We start from the raw sequence: 21,108 nt of genomic DNA on the forward strand, positions 1-21,108 counted from the left end.
TTCATTAAGCAAGCTTTTCTTTCAGAAACTGCCCCGTATAGCTTGCTCCGCAAGCGGCTACTTCTTCCGGGGTACCTACCGCTACGATATTTCCGCCTTTGTCTCCGCCTTCCGGTCCGAGGTCGATTACATAATCGGCACATTTGATAACGTCCATATTATGTTCGATGATGACAATGCTGTGTCCCCGTCGGATGAGTGCGTCGAAGGCATCCAACAGCTTGCGGATGTCGTGGAAGTGCAGTCCGGTGGTTGGTTCGTCAAAAATAAACAGGGTCGGGTCGGCTTTCTCCTGACTCAGGTAGAATGCCAGCTTCACACGTTGGTTTTCACCACCGGATAGGGTAGAAGAGGACTGGCCTAATTTGATATATCCCAGTCCGACATCCTGTAGCGGAAGCAGTCTTTTTACAATTTTCTTCTGACCGTGTTCGGTGAAGAATTCGACGGCTTGGTTTACTGTCATTTCCAGTACATCATAGATGTTCTTATCCTGGAATTTCACTTCCAGTGTATCTGCTTTAAAACGTTTACCGTGACAGGATTCGCATTCCAGCACCAAGTCTGCCATAAACTGCATTTCTACGGTGATGGTTCCTTCGCCTTTACATTCCTCGCATCGTCCGCCTTCGCTGTTGAAACTGAAATGTCCGGCTGTGTATCCCATTTGTTTTGCCAGAGGCTGTTCCGCCCATAGCTTCCGGATTTCGTCATAAGCCTTGATGTAAGTCACCGGATTGGAACGGGACGATTTGCCTATCGGGTTTTGATCGACAAATTCGATATTTCTCAGATCACGCAGGCTTCCACCGATAGAAGAAAATTCTCCCGGACGGTCGCTGCATTCATCCAGTTCGCGCTTTAGTGCCCGATAGAAGATATCCCGCACCAACGTACTCTTACCGGAACCGGAAACGCCTGTGACAACTGTCATCACATTGAGAGGGAACTTTACATCCACTCCTTTCAGGTTGTTTTCGCGGGCACCTGTCAGTTCGATATAATTGTTCCACGGACGACGATGTTCGGGAACGGGAATTTCCTCTTCTCCCAACAGATACCGTACCGTATGACTATTGCTGCCTTTTTTCAGGTCTTTCATATCGCCCTGATAAACGACTTCTCCACCCAGACGACCGGCATTCGGACCGATATCAATGATGTAATCGGCGGCACGGATTATTTCTTCATCGTGCTCTACCACTACCACCGTATTGCCGAGTTCCTGCAATTGACGCAATACGCGGATCAGACGGTCGGTGTCACGGCTGTGCAAACCGATACTCGGCTCATCCAGAATATAGAGACTGCCGACGAGGCTGCTTCCTAATGACGTTGCCAGGTTGATACGCTGGCTTTCTCCACCCGACAGCGAGTTGCTGAGCCGGTTTAAAGTCAGATATCCCAACCCTACATCTATCAGAAAGCGGATGCGGCTGTTGATTTCAATCAGAATTCTGCGGGCTACATTGCTATCGTGTTCGTTGAGGTTCAGATGGTCGAAGAACTCTTTTAGTTCCGTGATGGGTAAATCTACCAGTTCGGAAATGCTCTTTCCGTCTACCCGCACATATCCTGCCTCCGGTTTCAAACGTGTACCGTGACATTTCGGACAGATTGTTTTTCCCCGGTAGCGTGCCAGCATTACCCTGTACTGTATCTTATATTGATTCTCTTCCAGCATCTTGAAGAAATCGTTGATGCCATGGAAGTATTGGTTTCCTTCCCAGAGTGTGCGACGTTGCTCGTCTGTCAGCTCATAGTAAGGAGTGAAAATCGGGAAATCGAACCTATCCGCATTATGAATCAGTTCATCTTTCCATTCTCCCATCTTCTCGCCACGCCAGCAGACGATGGCCCCTTCATACACGGATAGCGAGCGGTTGGGTACTACCAGATGCTCGTCAATGCCGATCACCTTGCCGAAGCCCTCGCATACGGGGCAGGCACCGATAGGAGAGTTGAACGAGAACATCTGATCGTTCGGCTCCTCAAAAGTGATGCCGTCCGCTTCGAATTTCGTACTGAAATTATATAGCCTGGTGGTGCCGTCCGGCAGATAAAAACGTAGCATACACGTACCGTCCCCTTCATACATGGCAGTTTCGGCAGAGTCCGTCAGTCGGCTGATGGCATCTTTCGTGTTTGCCACTGCCATACGGTCTACCAGCAGATAAACTTCGTCGCCTGCCACCGGCTTGTATTCATCGATACGTTTCATTTCACCGTTCACTTCTACCCGGTTGAAGCCTTGTTTCAGGTCTATCTCCAGTTGTTGCTGCAGGGTACGGTCTTCGCGCAGGCGGATAGGGGTCAATACGGTATATCTGGTCCCCTCCGGATGCGAAAGCATACAGTTGACGATGTCCTCCGTCGAATGCTTCTTGACTTCTTCTCCGCTGACGGGGCTATATGTCCGTCCCACCCGCGCATAAAGCAAGCGCAGATATTCATAAATCTCGGTGGAAGTTCCTACGGTAGATCTTGGATTGCGGCTGTTCACTTTCTGTTCGATGGCGATTGCCGGTGGGATTCCTTTAATAAAATCACATTCGGGTTTGCTCATTCGTCCCAGAAACTGGCGTGCGTAGCTGCTAAGGCTCTCGACATAACGACGTTGTCCTTCTGCATAGAGAGTATCAAAAGCGAGCGACGATTTCCCCGAACCGGATAGTCCGGTGATCACGACAAGTTTGTTGCGTGGAATATCTACATCGATGTTTTTCAGGTTGTTAACCCGCACTCCTTTGATCGAAATATGTTTGTTTTCTGACATAAAATACTCCTTTTTTATGATAGTCGGCAAAGTTAGCGATTTTATTGATAGAAGAAAGGTTTTTGGTCGGGTTAAGATATGTTATAATTGGTAATAAAAAGAAATTGCTTCGGGATAATTGGCGTATCTTGGTCCGGAATTTAAACAAACATTTCAAAATAATAACAAATTGACTTGAATCGTGAAAAACATCCGGATGGTTATTAGCTTATTCATTCTGTGTTTTGCATCTACTTTAGCCTTTAGTAGCACAAACAAAGAAAAACAGTTGGAAGCCCTTTCCGACAGTGTCTCAAATAAAATAGGTCAGAAAGATTTTATACCTTTCTATCAGGAATATATGCGATTGGCAAGGCAGCAGAATGATACTGCTAAAATCGACGATGCTTATTCTCAGATTGCTTCCCATTATTACCGGTTGAGAAATACGGATAGCCTGAAAGTGGTTGCATATGAATATATGGACTGGTGTCTGAAGCGTGGTAATATCAATAATCGCTATACGCAGTGGCGCCAGTATATTCAGTTGCTTACCGAGAAAGGTTTGCAGGATGAGGCCATGCGTGAGACTGGACTTCTTCAGAAGGATGCGGATGCGGCCAAAAGTGCTTTCGGAATGGCTTGCAGCGAGATGTGTATCGGATATAATCATCGGGTGTTCAGCAACAACGTCAAGCTCTGTCTCGAATACTATTCTTCCGCACTGAAAAAATTTAGCGATGCGGGTTTTTATGAAGATGCCTATGTGGTGTCACTGAATATCATCCAGACTTATCTGGCTAGAGGGGAGTATGCCAATGCGATGGAATACTTGAATCGTATGCCGGGACTGATTGAGAAAATGAAGCGTAAGGATATCCCTGTCCGACCGGAGCTTACCATGCGTTATTATCAGTTTCAAGTGATTGCTACGCTGGCATTGAAAGGGAAGAAGGAGGCGCAGCCGTTTATTGCAGAAGCGGATAAGTTTTATCACGAAAATATGAATGCTTTTCCCCGTGAAGGATGGTTGGGATATAAAATTCTTTGTGCGCGGACGTTGAATGACAATCAGATGGCACTCAACTATCTGGACTCATTGATGGATTATCATCATTCGGTGGGGAGCTGTTATCCTGCCAATCACCTGTTGAAAGCACAGTTTATGGAGCAGATGGGACGCTTTGAAGATGCCTGCGAGGTTTATAAATCTTATGCACATATTAATGATTCCATTCGTTCGGCAGAACTGGACGAGCAATTAAGCAAATATACCGTGCAGTTCGAAGTGGATAAGTTGGAGCACGATAAGCTGGAATTGCGGGCGGAGGTCAACCGCAATCTCTTTATAACTTCCGTGATTGTCGGATGCCTGGTGTTGATATTGTTGATTGTTATCACGTTTTACTATATGCGTTCTTTGTCGTTGAACCGGAAACTGGATGCGGCAAATAAGGCAGTCATCAAGGCTAGCCACATGAAAAGCTCTTTTATCCAGCATATTACACATGAAATCCGTACTCCGCTCAATTCGATTATCGGTTTTTCATCCTTGATGGCTGCCGGTGGGCTGACACAGGAAGAGATGGAAGAATATGCCCGTCAAATGGAGAGCAGCAACGCATATCTGCTTGATTTGGTAAATAATGTGATTGATATAGCCGACATGGACTCTCAGACGGATGATATACCGAAGAAGCCAGTGAGTGTAGATGCGTGTTGTCAGGAATGTTTGGGATTGATTCGTCAGAATCTGAAAGAAGGAATCAAGTTGCAATATATGCCTTCTTCCACTCCGGTCGAAGTGTGTACGGTTGAAATTTGGATGAAGCGTGTGCTGCTCGGTTTGCTGAACAATGCCAATAAATTCACGGAATCCGGCTTTATATGTCTCAGTTATGCAGAAGACAAACCGAATCGTCTGGTACGTTTTATTATCGAAGATTCCGGTCCCGGAATCGATGAAAACTACCGGGACTCCATTTTCGAACGGTTCGCGAAGGTCGATGCCTTCACTCAGGGCACCGGACTGGGATTGTCTATTATCCGTCAGATCATGGAATTAGTGGATGGAAATGTCTATCTGGACACTAGCTACGCGGGTGGTGCAAGATTTGTTGTCGAATGGCCTCAATAATAGTTGGAGATAGTATCTGCATCTATTATCTTTGCACCACATTATTTTATGACTCAAGAACATTATGAATCTGAAAAACTATCTTTTCTTATTAGTTCTGCTTCTGGCGGCAGGAGTAAGAGCGCAGGCGCCGTCGGGCAATGCATATCCTAAACGTGAGTTTCGTGCTGCATGGATACAGGCTGTCAACGGACAGTTCCGTGGCATACCGACAGAGAAGCTGAAACAGACACTGGTTGGTCAGCTGAACTCTCTTCAGGGAGCGGGTATTAATGCGATCATCTTTCAAGTGCGTCCCGAAGCGGATGCATTGTATGCTTCACAACACGAACCGTGGAGTCGTTTCCTGACAGGAACACAAGGGCAAATGCCTTCTCCGATGTGGGATCCGATGCAATTCATGATCGAAGAATGCCATAAACGGAATATGGAATTCCATGCATGGATCAATCCCTACCGTGTGAAGACTTCATTGAAGAATCAATTGGCACCGACACATATTTATCATGAACATCCGGAATGGTTTGTCACTTATGGCGATCAGATCTATTTTGATCCGGCACTTCCCGAAAGCCGTGAGCATATCTGCAAGATTGTTTCCGATATTGTATCCCGTTACGATGTAGATGCTATCCACATGGACGATTATTTCTATCCTTATCCGATCAAGGGAGTCGATTTCCCGGACAATGCGAGCTTTGCCCGTTACGGAGGCGGTTTCAGTAATAAGGCGGACTGGCGTCGTGGCAACGTGAATATCCTGATCAAGAAACTTCATGAAACGATACGGGGCATCAAGCCGTGGGTGAAGTTCGGTATCAGCCCGTTCGGTATTTACCGCAATCAGAAAACAGATCCGTTGGGCAGCAACACAAATGGTTTGCAGAACTATGATGATCTTTATGCCGACGTATTGCTTTGGGCACGTGAAGGATGGATTGATTATAACATTCCTCAGATTTATTGGGAGATAGGACACAAGGCAGCCGATTACGAAACACTGGTTGACTGGTGGGCGAAGCATTCGGAAAACCGTCCGTTGTTTATCGGTCAGGCAGTCATGAATACCATTCAGCATGCCGATCCGAAGAATCCTTCTATCAACCAGCTTCCACGAAAGATGGCTTTGCAGCGTTCTTATCAGACTATCGGCGGAAGTTGCCAATGGTATGCGGCAGCCGTAGTCGAGAACGCTGGAAAATATCGGGATGCCTTGGTACAGGAGTATCATAAATATCCGGCTTTGATTCCGGTATTCGATTTTATGGATGATAAAGCTCCGGGCAAAGTACGTAAGATGAAAAAGGTATGGACAGAAGATGGCTATATACTTTTCTGGACTGCTCCGAAAGCGGAGACTGAAATGGACAAAGCCATTCAGTACGTAGTATACCGTTTCGGTTCCAAAGAAAAGGTGAATCTTGATGATCCGTCACATATCGTAGCTATCACCCGAAATCCGTTCTACAAACTGCCGTATGAAACGGGTAAGACCAAATACCGCTATGTGGTGACGGCTTTAGACCGTATTCATAATGAGTCAAAATCGGTAAGTAAGAAGGTCAAGCTGTAAGGACTGCATGTTCACCTACCACCTCCCCCTGCGGGTACTCCTCCTTCTCGAAGGAGGAGATTTAAGATACTACTGACTTTTTAGTCAGCCTCTTATTGCTTTATTTTAATAAAGCAGTAGTCCTGCAATCCCGCAGGCGATAATCATTAATATCGGATTTGCCTTGTATTTTCTGGTGCCGATAAAGGCTATCAGGAAGATAATGATGCTGATGACAAATGTGTAGGTGTCTTCTGTAGGTGAACCGAAGTTTTCCACATTCATCAATACCAGTGCGGCGGAAGCTAATAATCCGACAACTGCCGGACGCAATCCTGCAAAAATAGATTCCACTACCGGATGTTTCTGATATTTCAGAAAGAATTTGCTGATTGTCAGCATCAGTATGAAAGAGGGAAAAACAACAGCGAATGTGGCAACAATCGATCCCCACACACTTCCTGTCGACGTAAAACCGACATAAGTAGCCGCATTGATACCGATAGGCCCCGGAGTCATCTGACTGATGGCAACAATGTCTGTGAATTCTTGCGAAGTCACCCACCCATAGCGGGTTACTACTTCACCTTGTATCATCGAAAGCATGGCGTAACCTCCGCCAAAACCGAAAAGTCCGATTTTAAAGAACGTATAAAATAACTGAAGATAAATCATCTCTTTTTAATTTAGAATTATGAATCTTGAATCATAGCCTTGGGTGTTCACTCTCCACTTTTTTAAATTTTCCCCATAGGAAACCTCCTACACCGGCAGCAATGATAATCCATATCGGGGAGAAGCCCAATAGCCAGATCAATAATGCCGATACGACGGGGATCCATAAGTTGTACCGGTTGATTTTGGCCGACCGTCCCATGGTGAAAGTCGGTGCGGCGATCAATGCCACCACGGCGGGTCGTATTCCTTTAAATATGCGTTCTACAATCGGATTGTCCTTGAAAGAATGGAAAAAGAGCGCGATGGCCAGAATGATAATAAATGAGGGGAGTATAGTCCCCAGTGCTGTGACAATACTTCCCCGGATGCCACGCAGCTTATATCCTATAAAGATAGAGATATTCACAGCCAGAATACCCGGAGCGGACTGAGAGATAGCCAGCAGGTCGATAAAGTCTTCCTGTGCGATCCATTTCCGTTTGGTTACGATTTCATTCTCAATAAGTGGAACCATTGCATAGCCTCCGCCAATGGTGAAAGCGCCTATTTTAAAAAAGATTCCAAATGATTCGAGGTAAATGTTCATTCTTCTTTTTCTCCTCCTTCCTTATCGGACTTGTTTTCTTTTCCAGCCTTGCCCTCCTTGTGGGGCTTGCCTTCTTTTCCATATTGGCTGGGGCTTACGTTGAAGTGCTTCTTGAATACTTCACGGAAGTACTTCGCATCACTAAATCCTGTCATTTCTGCTATTTCTGTTATACTGTGTGTACCTTCTTTCAGCAACTTCACCGAACGTTTCAGGCGGATCAGGCGGATGTAATCGCCCGGAGCCTGATCGGTCAATGCCCTGAGTTTGTTGTAGAAGCTGGTACGGCTCATGCCCATCAGATTGCAAAGCACATCTACTGTAAGAGCCGGATTGTCTATATTATCTTCTATATTCTTCCGTACATTGGCGATAAACTTCCAGTCGATATCCTGCGAGCAGTTGATGCATTCGTCTTCATGATCATCCTCATCGTCCATATCCAGACTACCGTATTTGCTTCGCAAAAGGGCGCGGTTGATCAACAGATTGGAGACGGTAGCTTTTAATATTCCAATATTAAATGGCTTGACAATATACTCGTCAGCACCAATCTGAAGGCCGGACAATATGTCTTTTTCATTATTAAGAGCTGTTAGCAGGATAACAGGGATATGCGACGTTTCGATATTATTTTTAATGGCGTCACACAATTCATCCCCTCTCATTTCCGGCATCATAATGTCCGAGATAACCAGTTCCGGTTTGTATTCCGGAATGATGGTCAGTGCTTCTTTGCCGTTGCAGCAGTTCTGTACCGTATATTCTTCTGCCAGTGTCTGTGACAGATAGTTGCGCAGTTCATCATTATCTTCTACGATTAGGATTCGCTGATGATTCGGATTCTGTTCCTTATGCACATTCTCATAGATGCTGGCAGGCACATTGGTTGTACTTGTTATCTCTTGCCGGCGTTTGCTTGGTGTGGCAAGGTGTGCTTTATGGAAGCGTTTGCTGTCTTTTGGGAAAGATATCTTAATCACCGATCCCTGATTCTCCACGCTCGACAGGTTGATTTTGCCCTTGTGTAACCGGACAAGTTTCCATACCAGCATCAAACCGATACCACTTCCCGTCACTTTCGAATTGATGGCATTGCTGCCGCGGAAATGAAGCTTGAACAGTTTCTTTTGCTCGCTGGCTGGAATACCGATTCCGGTATCCTTCACTTCCACGCTCCACGAATCATTGTTCTCTGATACGAAAATCTGCACATTACCATTTTCCGGCGTGTATTTTAATGCGTTCGATATTATATTATTCAGAATAGATTCCATCTTTTCCTTGTCAAACCATACATTCATATACCGGAAATTGCTTTCGTACGTAAAGTTGATATGCTTGATATTGGCATAAGACTGAAATGCATTGAATATTTCTGTCATGAACGTGTTTAGTTCATGCTCCGAAATGTATAATTCCGAAGAATAAACATCTGCTCTCTCAAAGTTAATAAGATTCGTTGTCAGACGCAACAAGGCATTTACATTGCGTATGGCAGTGTTCATGTTGGCTATGCCTTCCTTGCTCAGAGCTTCTTTTTCGCGCAAATCTTCCAGAGGAGCTTTAATCAATGTCAACGGGGTGCGTATATCGTGTGCCGTATTGATGAAGAAGTGTATTTTTTCATCGGAAACCTTCCGCTGTTTTTTCAGAATAAGAACCCGCAGGATGATAACAGCAATAAGGGAAATCAGGATTGCATACAATATCATTGCCCAGGGAGTGAGCCAGAAAGGTTGGGCAATGATAATATCAATGCTTCTTTCTTCAAGCATCACCCGTTGGTCTTCGTTGGAGATGGCACGCACACGCAATACATATTTTCCCGGAGCGAGGTTGGTATAACGGATTGTACTTTCATTGCCGGGTTTGCTCCACTCTTCGTAAAATCCTTCCAGCTTCCATGAATAAAGAACATTGGAAGGATAATCATAGTTGATGGAAGAAACCATCAGTGAAAAGATATTCTGATTATATTTTAGTCTTAATTCTTTGGTTTCGTTGATATCTTTTTCCAGTGGTGAATTCTTGTCTCCCGGATATACCGTCTGATAAAACAGTTTGAAATCACTGAAGATCATCTTGGAAGAGTACGTCCTGGGGAGCTTCATGTCTTTATTGAACTCTATGGCACCGTCCGAGCTACCGAAGATAAAATTGTTATTTCTGCGCAGGGTACCGGACAACGCATTGAAGTGCGTAGTCATCAGTCCCATTTCCTTTGTCCAGTTGTAGAAGGTTTTTTGTTTGGGATAGAAGCTGGTGAGTCCGTTCTCCGTACTTAATAGAATTTCATTGTCTTCATCCGATAATATCGTGTAGATATTGTTGGATATCATGGCACAGTTTCCCGTATAATAATGGGTAAACAACTTTGTCTGGGGATCATAAATCAGTACTCCCGATCCGCTGGTACCTATATACAGTGCGCCTTTTTGGGTCTGATACAGGGAGTAGACATAGGTAGATTCTACCGGCAGTTGGATGCGTTCATATTTCCCGGATTCTATATCCAGAAGAAACAGGCCTGTTGCCGTACCTATCCACATACTTTTGTCATCCTTTTCGATGATGGCGGTTACGGAATGCAGTCCGTGGTAGAGCCGTATGTCTTTGGTTTGTACGTTGATTCGCTTCAGGTTATAATATCCTCCGCTCCATACATAACCGCGTGAGTCTTTGCGTATGTCACGTATGTATTTATCCGGACGTATACTTTCATGAGCATACGAAGCGGGTGTAAAATAAGTTGTTTTCGACGTACGTTTATCTATCTGATAAAGTCCCGAGAAATATCCGCCTGCCCAAATAATGCCGGGAGATACTTCACATAAGGTTGTAAATATATGATTTTTGCTGTTCTGCACATTCTCAAAGGTGCTCAGAAACGAGCGCCATTTTCCGGTTTTTGAGTCTTGCAGGCTAATTCCGTTGTTGGTGCCATACCATAAGTCTCCCTCGCTGTCTTCTATGATAGAGTTCACCTGGTCGTTAATCAGCGACTGCTTATTACCGACAGAATGTTTGATCCATTTATAACTCGGATAACGATTGTTCTGAATGGTAATTCCTATCGGATAGTTTGCCATCCATATCCGTTCTTCGTCGTCTATGTAGATGTCGTTAATGCTGTTGCCGTTCATGCCATTGTAGCTGTTGTAGTCTGCTACGATAAAAGGTACGGTCTGGTACGTATCGACATTCATCTTATAGATACCTCCGCCATCGGTAGCAATCAGCAGTTCTTTGGCATTCAGTGGTTTGATGCGTGATATACTTACGTCTTTCAGGCTGACTTCCGGTTGTGTGATAGTTTTTGTGTTCATGTCGTAAACCATGACGCCCCGTTGGAAGGCACCGATGAACAGTTTGCGGATTTTGGGGTCGAAGTGTAAATCGTTAACTTGAATATTGACGTTGTCGAGCTTGTCGCAGGGGAGAAGTTGTAGTGTGTTGTCTTTCAGTTGGGCATGATGAATACCCATCTCCGTCCCGATAAAATAGTGGGATTCGTCGATTTGTTCGATGTCGTTTATAGCTTCGCTGAGGCAGTTTTTAACATGAGTAACCTCTTCCGTCCGGGTGTTGTAAAGGAAGATCGTTTCTTCGTTGCACAGCCAGATATGATTGTTATGATCGATCCAGCTGAAAGTGATGGGAGCCGGTAAATCCTTAAAGTCTTCTATCGGCAACTTGTAGACGAGTTCGAAAGTGTCATGAATACGGTCATACCGGAAAATCTTGCCTTTCTTACCGATTTCCCATAGCGTTCCTTCCGGATCGATATATAACCAATTCAGATTTAACAGCGAGTTGAGTTCTTTGTCGCCGTCCATTAATTTATACCGTTTAAACTCTTTGCCGTTGTACCGGTCGATTCCCTCGTGCGTAAGGAACCACATATATCCAACATTGTCTTTTTGAATGTAGTACACTCTCCGGTTGCTTAACCCGTCTTCCACTCCTAGATACTGATAGGTCTGGGCGACACAGGTCAGAGGAAACAATAATAATAAAAAAAGCCATTTTTTCATACAAATAGGACTTTTATGGGTTATTGAATCTTTAGTGAGGGGGAAAGTTTGACAAAATTAAGAAGATTTTTCGACACTACAAAATTTTAGGTTAAGATAACGGTGCTCTCAAAGTGAAGTATACAGGAGCTTTCGCAGCTATTTGTATATCCTGTTTATTTAGGGAAATTAAGTTGTAATATGCAGACTTTGGGTATGGAAAAGGAGTTAAAACAAGAGGCTGTTACTTTATAACAAATAACAGCCTCCGTTTCAATGATAGAAAGATATCTTATTTAGTCTTCTCTTCTACCCATTTGCGGGCGTTGACAAATGCTTCTATCCATGGAGTAATCTGATCGCTGTTCTTACGGTCAGCAGGATAGCAGCCATTCTGCCACGGGAAGATAGCACGTTCGAGGTGAGGCATCATTGCCAGATGGCGGCCGTCGGCGCTGGCAAGACCTGCGATAGAATAATCGGAACCGTTCGGGTTGCCGGGGTATTCATCGTAGCTGTATTTTGCCACTACGTTGTATTGGTCTTCATCGTAAGGCAGAGAGAATTTACCTTCTCCGTGAGCCACCCAGATACCCAGTTTGCTGCCGCTCAATGAGCCGAACATTACACTGCGGTTGGTCGGGATTGTCAAGCCTACATAAGTCGATTCGAATTTATGTGAGTCGTTGTGCAGCATCTTGCCTTTCTTTTCGTGTTCCGGATTGATAAGTCCCAGTTCCATCATCAACTGGCAACCGTTGCAGATACCCAGTGAAAGCGTATCTTCACGTGCGTAGAACTTGTCAAGTGCCTCTTTGGCTTTAGGGTTGAACAAGAAACCTCCTGCCCATCCTTTGGCCGAACCGAGTACGTCGGAGTTGGAGAATCCACCGCAGTAAACAATCATGTTTACATCTTCCAGTGTTTCGCGTCCGCTGATCAGGTCGGTCATCGTCACGTCTTTCACGTCGAAGCCGGCAAGATAGAGTGAGTAAGCCATTTCGCGTTCGCCGTTCGTTCCTTTCTCGCGGATGATGGCAGCGCGGACACCGCTCGGAGTACGACGGTCCGGAGTGATACCATACTGAGAGAGTTTACCTTTGAATCCGGGCATGAAAGCGAATTCAACCGGTTGCATCTTATAGTTTTCGAAACGTTTCTTTGCGCAGCCGTTCATAGACTGTTTGCAGTCGAGCAGGTAAGAAGAAGAATACCATACGTCACGCATATAGTCAACACCGAACTGATAAGTAGCGTCGCCCTTCGATACCAGGATATGACGTTCGTCGGTCGGTTTACCCAGTTTCACGAATCCTACGCCTGCATCTTCCAGAATCTTTTTCACTTCTTCTTTATGCTTGTCGCTGATCTGGATCACGATACCCGGATTTTCTGCAAACAGAATCTTGATGATATCTTGTTCCTTCATCTTGTCGAGGCTGATTTCCATACCGCCTTCAACGTTGGCGAAGCACATTTCCAGTAATGTAGTGATCAGACCACCTGCTGAAATATCGTGTCCTGCCAGGATCAGTCCCTTGTTCACCAGTTCCTGTACGGCAAGGAAAGCATCGCGGAAGTATTCGGCATCCTGTACGCAGGGTACGTCGTCGCCAACTTTACCCAGAGACTGTGCAAAAGCGGAACCTCCGAGTTTCAGTTCGTCGAAGCTGAAATCGATATGATAGAGTGTTGTCTTTTCGTTGTTCACCAATACCGGAGATACGACTTTCTTCACGTCGGATACTTCGCCGCCGGCAGATACGATCACTGTTCCCGGAGAAATAACTTTCTCGCCGTTCGGATATTTCTGTGTCATGGACAAAGAGTCCTTTCCGGTAGGAACATTGATTTGCAGAGCGCAGCAGAAGTCGCTCAATGCTTTCACGGCAGTGTAAAGACGGGCGTCTTCACCTTCCTGTGAGCGGCACGGCCACATCCAGTTGGCAGACAGGGAAATGCTGTCCATGCCTTCTGCCATCGGAGCCCAGACAAGGTTTGTCAGTGCTTCGGATACCGAAAGGATAGAGCCGGCAGCCGGATCAGCCAGTGCGGCTTGCGGAGCGTGACCGATAGAAGTGGCGATACCTTTTTCACCACGATAGTCAAGTGCTACGACACCACAGTCGCTCAACGGCAACTGAAGTTCGCCCTGGCATTGCTGGCGGGCTACTTTACCTGTTACGGAGCGGTCTACCTTATTTGTCAGCCAGTCCTTACAAGCTACGGCTTCGAGTTGCAGCACATTGGTCAGGTATTCATGTAATTTCGGCAATTCGTATTCCGGCATTTTATAATGACGTTCTACGGTCTTGTCGATCATATAAGTCTTCGGAGATGAACCGAACATCTGCTCAACGGCCAGGTCGAACGGACGTACGCCGTCTGCCTGCTGGAAAGAGAAGCGGTGATCGCCGGTTGTTTCACCTACTACGTACATCGGAGCGCGTTCGCGTTCGGCAATCTTACGTACATGTTCGATGGCTTCTTCTTTGATCAGAAGTCCCATACGTTCCTGACTTTCGTTGGCGATGATTTCTTTAGCGGACAATGTCTTGTCGCCGATCGGAAGTTTGCTCATGTCGATCAGACCGCCACATTCTTCCACCAATTCCGACAGACAGTTTACGTGACCTGCCGAACCGTGGTCGTGGATAGAAACGACCGGATTCACATCTTCCTCGCAGAGTGCGCGTACTACGTTGTTGGCACGTTTCTGCATTTCGGCGTTGGCACGTTGTACGGCATTCAGTTCAATACCGCTGCTGTAACGACCGGTATCTACAGAAGATACGGAACCGCCACCCAGTCCGATACGGTAATTGTCGCCACCGATGACGACTACTTTGTTTCCTGCTTCCGGAGTACCTTTGAGGCAGTCGCGTTGTGTGCCGTAGCCTACACCGCCCGCAAGCATTATAACTTTGTCGTAGCCATAAACTTCGTTGTTTTCCGTGTGTTCGAAAGTCAGTACCGAGCCGCAGATCAGCGGTTGGCCGAACTTGTTACCGAAGTCGGAAGCACCGTTGGATGCCTTGATCAGAATCTGTTCCGGAGTCTGGTACAGCCATTTGCGTACCGGAAGAATATCTTCCCATTCACGGCCTTCGTCCGTGCGGGGATAAGAAGTCATGTAGACAGCAGTACCTGCGATCGGCCATGAACCTTTGCCACCACCCATACGGTCGCGGATTTCACCGCCTGTACCGGTAGATGCGCCGTTGAACGGTTCTACAGTCGTCGGGAAGTTATGAGTTTCTGCTTTCAGTGAGATGACGCTTTTGATGTCTTTCACCTGGAAGAAGTCAGGTTTTGAGTGATCTGCCGGAGCAAACTGTTCAACTACCGGACCTTCGGCGAAGGCTACGTTGTCTTTATAAGCAGAGATGATTTTATTCGGATTCTCCTGTGTGGTCTTTTTGATCATCTGGAACAGAGACGATTCCTGTTCTACACCGTCGATGATGAATGTTCCACCGAATATTTTGTGGCGACAGTGTTCGGAGTTGATCTGTGCGAAACCGAAAACTTCGGAGTCAGTCAACTTGCGTCCCAGATCGTTTTCTACCTTTTTCAGATAGTCCATTTCTTCTTTCGAGAGTGCGAGGCCTTCTTTCTCGTTGTAGGCTTCGAGGTCTTCGATGGATACGATAGGTTCCGGTTGGCGGTTGGTGGTGAATACGTTTTGGTCGAGTCCTTTGTACATGCGTTGCAGCATCGGGTCGTAGTCGGCATTTTCATCTTTTACCGGAAAATATTCTTCGATGCGGAGAATGTCTTCAAGTCCCATGTTTTGGGTGATTTCTACTGCGTTTGTACTCCAAGGGGTAATCATTTCGCGGCGTGGACCGACGAAACAGCCTTTCAGGTTTTCTTCACTTTCCGTCACGGCTTCTCCAAAAAGCCAGCAGAGTTTATTACTTTCGTCCGGGGTGAGCTGATGGTTGCTCTCTACGGCAATCACGCTCTTGGAAGGGGTTCTGAAAAAAAAGAATCATGTTTATTTTTTGATTTTACGATTTTTCTGTGGCGCAAAGATAAGCAATTTTGGTGTATATAGTGACTCTTGTGTGGAAAAAACGTTAATATCCTATCCTCTTCTCATAAAAAAGTGCGATATTTGCGGCATGATTCAGATTGAAACAATATTCGATATAATAGTGAAAGGCTTTATTATAGGCGTTGTTGTGTCCGCACCTCTCGGACCGGTGGGGGTTCTCTGCATTCAGAGGACGCTGAATAAAGGGCGCTGGTATGGATTTGTGACAGGGCTTGGAGCCTCATTAAGCGACATAGCTTATGCTCTGTTGACAGGTTATGGTATGAGCTTTGTGTTCGATTATATCAATAAGAATATTTTTTATCTGCAGTTGCTGGGCAGCATCATGCTGCTGCTTTTCGGAATCTATACCTTTCGCAGCAATCCGGTACAATCCATCCGTCCGGCATCGTCCAACAAAGGTTCTTACTTTCACAATTTCATTACCGCATTCTTTGTCACGCTCTCCAACCCCCTGATTATATTCTTGTTTATCGGACTATTTGCCCGTTTTGCCTTTGTGCAGCCCGGTGTCGTGGTGTTCGAAGAAATTACGGGATATCTTGCCATTGCTTCGGGGGCGCTGGTGTGGTGGCTCGGAATCACTTATTTTGTGAATAAAGTGCGCACTAAGTTTAACTTACGGGGCATCTGGATACTGAACCGTGTGATTGGCAGCATTGTGATGCTGGTGTCAGTGGCGGGATTAATCTATACGTTGCTGGGAGAGTCACTTTATTAAGAAGAAAACTTATGAATCAGATAGCCAAACAGCTTAAAGAGAAAAACATTGCCGAGTACCTTATATATATGTGGCAAGAAGAAGACCTGATCCGCGCCAATCATGGTGAACTGGAGGAGATCGAGGCGAATGTGATCGCCCGTTATCCGGAAGATCAGCGTCCTGCCCTGCGAGAGTGGTACGGCAACCTGATCACTATGATGAATGAGGAGGGGGTACGTGAAAAAGGTCATTTGCAGATTAACAGGAACATCATCATCAAACTGACAGAACTTCATAATGCGTTGACTTCTTCTCCCAAATTTCCTTTCTACAGTGCCGCTTATTTCAAAGCGTTGCCGTTTATTGTAGAATTGCGGAATAAGAATGGCAAAAAAGAAGAACCGGAACTGGAGACTTGTTTCGAAGCACTCTATGGATTGTTCCTGCTTCGCTTGCAGAAAAAGCCTGTCAGTGAGGGGACTATGAAGGCGGTAGAAGCTATCAGCAGCTTTCTTTCCATGTTGGCAAACTATTACGATAAAGACCTGAAAGGGGAATTAAAACTTGATGAATAAATGAGAATTTTAGTGACGGGTGCCAATGGTCAGCTTGGCAATGAAATGCAAGTACTTGCAAAAGAGAATCCGCAACATACGTATTATTTCACAGATGTGCAGGAGCTGGACATCTGTAATAAGGACGCTGTTTGGGCATATATTGCTGAAAAGCGGATTGAGCTTATTGTTAATTGTGCGGCATATACAGCAGTAGATAAAGCGGAAGATGATTCGGAACTGGCTTATAAGCTGAACAGTGAAGCTCCTAAAACGCTGGCATGTGCAGCGCAATTTAATGGTGCGGCGATAATTCAGGTGTCTACCGACTATGTTTTTGACGGCACCGCTCATATCCCTTATACAGAAGAATGCGATCCATGTCCGAATTCGGTATATGGAACAACGAAACTTGAAGGAGAATATGAGGTACTGAATCATTGCGAAAAGTCAGTCGTTATCCGTACCGCATGGCTTTATTCCACTTTTGGCAACAACTTCGTGAAAACGATGATCCGTCTGGGCAAAGAGCGTGATAGTCTGGGAGTCATTTTCGATCAGGTAGGAACTCCTACTTACGCCAATGACCTGGCACAGGCCATCTTTGCTATTATTAATAAAGGAATCGTTCCTGGAGTCTATCATTTCAGCAACGAAGGAGTCTGCTCCTGGTATGACTTTACGGTAGCTATTCATCGTCTGGCAGGAATCACCTCATGCAAAGTGAAACCTCTGCATACGGCGGAATATCCTACAAGAGCGAACCGCCCTGCATATTCCGTACTCGATAAAACAAAATAAAAACAACGTTCGGCATCGAAATTCCTCATTGGGAGGAAAGCCTGAAAAGATGCATCGACACCTTATAATAAATATGGCAGATAATACAGAAATACAGAGACGGCGAACATTCGCCATTATTGCGCATCCGGATGCCGGTAAGACATCATTGACGGAGAAGTTATTGCTTTTCGGTGGTCAGATTCAGGTAGCAGGTGCGGTCAAGAGCAATAAAATCAAGAAAACGGCTACTTCCGACTGGATGGAGATTGAGAAACAGCGTGGTATCTCGGTGACAACTTCCGTAATGGAATTTGACTATCGGGACTACAAGATCAATATTCTCGATACTCCGGGTCACCAGGACTTTGCCGAAGACACATACCGTACGCTGACTGCTGTAGACAGCGTTATCATTGTAGTAGACGGAGCGAAAGGTGTGGAAACACAAACCCGTAAACTGATGGAAGTGTGCCGTATGAGAAAAACTCCGGTTATCATTTTCGTTAATAAAATGGACCGTGAGGGTAAGGACCCGTTTGACTTGCTGGACGAGCTGGAAGAAGAACTGATGATTCAGGTCCGCCCGCTGTCATGGCCTATCGAACAGGGAGCCCGCTTCAAAGGAGTATATAATATTTATGAGAAGAAACTGGACTTGTACCAACCTTCCAAACAAGTGGTGACGGAGAAGGTAGAAGTCGATATACATACGGAAGAGCTGGATAAGCAGATCGGTAAGCCGCTGGCAGACAAGCTGCGTGGTGATCTGGAACTGATCGAAGGAGTTTATCCGGAACTGGATGTGGAATCTTATCTGGCAGGAGATTGCGCGCCTGTATTCTTTGGCTCTGCCTTGAATAATTTTGGTGTACAGGAATTGTTGAACTGCTTTGTGGAGATTGCTCCCAGTCCTCGTCCTGTACAGGCAGAAGAGCGTGAAGTGAAACCGGATGAGCCGAAATTCACCGGATTCATCTTTAAGATTACCGCCAATATCGACCCGAATCATCGTTCGTGTGTAGCATTCTGCAAGATATGTTCGGGCAAATTTGTACGTAATGCACCCTATCAGCACGTCCGTCATGGCAAGACCATGCGTTTCTCATCGCCCACCCAGTTTATGGCACAGCGGAAAACGACCATTGACGAAGCCTATGCAGGAGATATCATCGGTTTGCCGGACAACGGAACTTTCAAGATCGGTGATACGCTGACGGAAGGAGAACTGCTCCATTTCCGCGGCTTGCCCAGCTTCTCGCCGGAGATGTTCAAGTATATCGAAAATGCCGATCCGATGAAGCAGAAACAGCTGGCAAAGGGTATCGACCAGTTGATGGACGAAGGTGTGGCACAGTTGTTTGTCAATCAGTTCAACGGCCGCAAGATTATCGGTACGGTCGGACAGTTGCAGTTTGAGGTTATCCAGTATCGTCTGCTGAACGAGTACAATGCTTCTTGCCGTTGGGAACCGGTAAGTTTGTACAAGGCTTGTTGGGTAGAAAGCGATGATCCTGCTGAGCTGGAAGCTTTCAAGAAACGTAAATACCAATATATGGCGAAAGACAGGGAAGGACGTGACGTATTCCTTGCCGATTCAGGTTATGTGCTTCAGATGGCACAAATGGACTTCAAGCACATTAAATTCCACTTCACAAGTGAATTTTAGTCTGCTTGGTGGAATTTAACAAAAATAATTGGTAAAAGGGGAAGAATTATGTTACCTGTAAATAAGGGAAGGAGAAATGAATACAACATTTTGGGAGAAAATCCAGCAGGGGGATGAAGAAGCATTCCGGCAACTCTACAATGAATATTCGGATTTACTTTACGGATATGGGATGAAGATTGCCGGTGATGATGATCTGGTAACTGAATCCATTCAGTCTTTGTTCGTTTATCTGTATGAGAAGAGGCAGAGTTGTTCCGAGCCTCAGTCCATATCCGCTTACCTGTGTGTGGCGCTGAAACGCATGCTGCTGAATGAGTTGAAGAAAACTGCTAATGGCGTATTCACATCATTGGACGAAGTTAATTCAAGCGAATATAGATTCGATTTGGAGATAGACATAGAAACAGCGATTGTCCGTTCCGAACTTGAAAGAGAGCAGTTAGAAGTTCTGCAGAAAGAAATAAATGGCTTGACAAAGCAGCAGAGAGAGGTATTATACTTGAAGTATTATAAAAAACTGAATTCGGACGAAATAGCCGAAGTGATGGGACTGACTTCCCGTACTGTTTATAATACTACCCACATGGCAATATCCAGACTGAGAGAGCGATTGAGCAAATCATTCCTGTTGACTGTAGCTGCTAATTTATGGATTTTTAATTGAGGTGAGGATATGGAGAATAGGAAAGAACTTCTGGAACAATATATGGAAGACGGCAAACTTCCTCTGAAAGGTGAGTTGTTTGCACGGAAGTCTGTAGTTGGTGGGAAGTTAGAAGAATTTCGTGAAGAAAAACGTGCGGATGCATTAACAAGCAGACCGAACGCTGCAGGAAGACAGAAACTGATTGTTCGCAGGAGCAGTCGTATTTACTGGAGAGTAGCGGCCCTGTTTGTCCTGCTTTTCGGAATAGGCGGTTATTACTATCTGTCGGAAGAGAAGATTACGTCTGAAGCAGTAGCTGTTGATTACAAGCTACCGGATGGCAGTTCTGTGAAGCTGATGCAAAACTCAACTTTGTCTTATAATAAAGTGAGCTGGCTTTGGGGGCGCAAGCTACATCTCCTCGGATCAGCCTTCTTTGACGTGACTCCGGGTAAAACATTTACTGTACGAACGGAAGCCGGAGATGTTACGGTGTTAGGTACAAAATTCTTGGTCGAGCAGGAAGGAAAAACGATCACTGTCAATTGTGAAGAGGGAACAGTGAAGGTAGAGACACCAATCGGCGAACAGACATTGAATGCCGGTGAAAGTGTACGCTGTGATGAGAATGCGATTGGTCCTGTTCAGGAAAAGGAAGAACTGCCCGAAGTGCTCGGTTATGAAGATGACCCGCTGGTCAATGTAGTAGCAGATATTCAGCATATATTTGATGTGGAAGTGGTAGGGTGTGAAAAATATAATGAACTGTACTATAACGGAACCATCCTGACGAGAGATCTGCATGAAACATTGAAAAAAGTATTTGGTTCTTTGGGAATCAATTATCAGTTGAGCGGGCAGAAAGTCATATTAGAATAGACGGGAACAGAAGTCCGAGCCGTAAAAAAGAGAAATTATCCTTGATATAAAGCAGGAAGTGAAATATTTCTGCAATTAAAAAACGCTCTA

General features: G+C 45.4%; 12 protein-coding genes and 1 pseudogene. 8 read left to right on the forward strand and 5 right to left on the reverse strand.

The window, feature by feature from the left end:
• Window positions 1-4: 4 nt before the first annotated feature.
• The gene (uvrA, locus tag HMPREF9007_RS03575; protein ID WP_008763308.1) at window positions 5-2,776 is read right to left on the reverse strand and encodes an excinuclease ABC subunit UvrA; all 2,772 of its coding nucleotides are present in this window, start codon (window positions 2,774-2,776) and stop codon (window positions 5-7) included.
• A gap of 196 nt (window positions 2,777-2,972) precedes the next feature.
• Here uvrA and HMPREF9007_RS03570 point away from each other — a divergent pair, with 196 nt between their 5' ends.
• Window positions 2,973-4,892, forward strand: a complete 1,920-nt coding sequence (locus HMPREF9007_RS03570; RefSeq protein ID WP_008763309.1) for a HAMP domain-containing sensor histidine kinase — start codon at window positions 2,973-2,975, stop codon at window positions 4,890-4,892.
• A gap of 64 nt (window positions 4,893-4,956) precedes the next feature.
• Window positions 4,957-6,465, forward strand: coding sequence for a family 10 glycosylhydrolase (locus HMPREF9007_RS03565; protein ID WP_008763310.1), 1,509 nt, complete (start codon window positions 4,957-4,959; stop codon window positions 6,463-6,465).
• A gap of 105 nt (window positions 6,466-6,570) precedes the next feature.
• Here the strand turns inward: HMPREF9007_RS03565 and HMPREF9007_RS03560 are convergent, their stop codons facing one another.
• The 4 genes from HMPREF9007_RS03560 to purL all read right to left on the reverse strand — a co-directional run bounded on the left by HMPREF9007_RS03560 (window position 6,571) and on the right by purL (window position 15,688).
• Window positions 6,571-7,119, reverse strand: a complete 549-nt coding sequence (locus HMPREF9007_RS03560; RefSeq protein WP_008763311.1) for a chromate transporter — start codon at window positions 7,117-7,119, stop codon at window positions 6,571-6,573.
• Between the two features lie 31 nt (window positions 7,120-7,150).
• Window positions 7,151-7,708, reverse strand: coding sequence for a chromate transporter (locus HMPREF9007_RS03555; protein ID WP_008763312.1), 558 nt, complete (start codon window positions 7,706-7,708; stop codon window positions 7,151-7,153).
• Complete coding sequence (locus HMPREF9007_RS03550) at window positions 7,705-11,745, reverse strand: response regulator (protein ID WP_008763313.1); 4,041 nt, start codon at window positions 11,743-11,745, stop codon at window positions 7,705-7,707. The genes HMPREF9007_RS03555 and HMPREF9007_RS03550 overlap by 4 nt, the downstream gene beginning before the upstream one ends.
• Window positions 11,746-12,016: 271 nt before the next feature.
• The gene (purL, locus tag HMPREF9007_RS03545) at window positions 12,017-15,688 is read right to left on the reverse strand and encodes a phosphoribosylformylglycinamidine synthase (protein WP_008763314.1); all 3,672 of its coding nucleotides are present in this window, start codon (window positions 15,686-15,688) and stop codon (window positions 12,017-12,019) included.
• 163 nt (window positions 15,689-15,851) lie between these two features.
• Here purL and HMPREF9007_RS03540 point away from each other — a divergent pair, with 163 nt between their 5' ends.
• The 6 genes and pseudogenes from HMPREF9007_RS03540 (at window position 15,852) to HMPREF9007_RS03515 (ending at window position 21,018) form a co-directional block, all read left to right on the forward strand.
• Window positions 15,852-16,505: a LysE family transporter gene (locus HMPREF9007_RS03540; RefSeq protein ID WP_008767802.1), complete on the forward strand. Its 654-nt coding sequence runs from the start codon at window positions 15,852-15,854 to the stop codon at window positions 16,503-16,505.
• Between the two features lie 11 nt (window positions 16,506-16,516).
• Entirely contained in the window at window positions 16,517-17,062 is a 546-nt protein-coding gene (locus tag HMPREF9007_RS03535) for a DUF4924 family protein (RefSeq protein ID WP_008763316.1), read from the forward strand.
• Window positions 17,063-17,910: pseudogene (gene rfbD, locus HMPREF9007_RS03530) on the forward strand (dTDP-4-dehydrorhamnose reductase). It begins immediately after the preceding gene.
• 5 nt (window positions 17,911-17,915) lie between these two features.
• The gene (locus HMPREF9007_RS03525) at window positions 17,916-19,490 is read left to right on the forward strand and encodes a peptide chain release factor 3 (RefSeq protein ID WP_008763318.1); all 1,575 of its coding nucleotides are present in this window, start codon (window positions 17,916-17,918) and stop codon (window positions 19,488-19,490) included.
• Window positions 19,491-19,566: 76 nt separating this feature from the next.
• Window positions 19,567-20,157, forward strand: a complete 591-nt coding sequence (locus tag HMPREF9007_RS03520) for a sigma-70 family RNA polymerase sigma factor (RefSeq protein WP_008763319.1) — start codon at window positions 19,567-19,569, stop codon at window positions 20,155-20,157.
• Window positions 20,158-20,166: 9 nt separating this feature from the next.
• Window positions 20,167-21,018 (forward strand): FecR family protein, encoded by an 852-nt coding sequence (locus HMPREF9007_RS03515; protein ID WP_008763320.1) that lies wholly within the window; start codon window positions 20,167-20,169, stop codon window positions 21,016-21,018.
• Window positions 21,019-21,108: the final 90 nt, after the last annotated feature.

The organism is Bacteroides sp. 1_1_14 (genome assembly GCF_000162515.1).
GTDB lineage: Bacteria > Bacteroidota > Bacteroidia > Bacteroidales > Bacteroidaceae > Bacteroides > Bacteroides thetaiotaomicron.

Bases quoted from the DNA above. Each gene is read 5' to 3' on its own strand.
- uvrA (WP_008763308.1), bottom strand. From the start codon at position 2,776: ATGTCAGAAAACAAACATATTTCGATCAAAGGAGTGCGGGTTAACAAC.
- HMPREF9007_RS03570 (WP_008763309.1), top strand. From the start codon at position 2,973: ATGGTTATTAGCTTATTCATTCTGTGTTTTGCATCTACTTTAGCCTTT.
- HMPREF9007_RS03565 (WP_008763310.1), top strand. From the start codon at position 4,957: ATGAATCTGAAAAACTATCTTTTCTTATTAGTTCTGCTTCTGGCGGCA.
- HMPREF9007_RS03560 (WP_008763311.1), bottom strand. From the start codon at position 7,119: ATGATTTATCTTCAGTTATTTTATACGTTCTTTAAAATCGGACTTTTC.
- HMPREF9007_RS03555 (WP_008763312.1), bottom strand. From the start codon at position 7,708: ATGAACATTTACCTCGAATCATTTGGAATCTTTTTTAAAATAGGCGCT.
- HMPREF9007_RS03550 (WP_008763313.1), bottom strand. From the start codon at position 11,745: ATGAAAAAATGGCTTTTTTTATTATTATTGTTTCCTCTGACCTGTGTC.
- HMPREF9007_RS03540 (WP_008767802.1), top strand. From the start codon at position 15,852: ATGATTCAGATTGAAACAATATTCGATATAATAGTGAAAGGCTTTATT.
- HMPREF9007_RS03535 (WP_008763316.1), top strand. From the start codon at position 16,517: ATGAATCAGATAGCCAAACAGCTTAAAGAGAAAAACATTGCCGAGTAC.
- HMPREF9007_RS03525 (WP_008763318.1), top strand. From the start codon at position 17,916: ATGGCAGATAATACAGAAATACAGAGACGGCGAACATTCGCCATTATT.
- HMPREF9007_RS03520 (WP_008763319.1), top strand. From the start codon at position 19,567: ATGAATACAACATTTTGGGAGAAAATCCAGCAGGGGGATGAAGAAGCA.
- HMPREF9007_RS03515 (WP_008763320.1), top strand. From the start codon at position 20,167: ATGGAGAATAGGAAAGAACTTCTGGAACAATATATGGAAGACGGCAAA.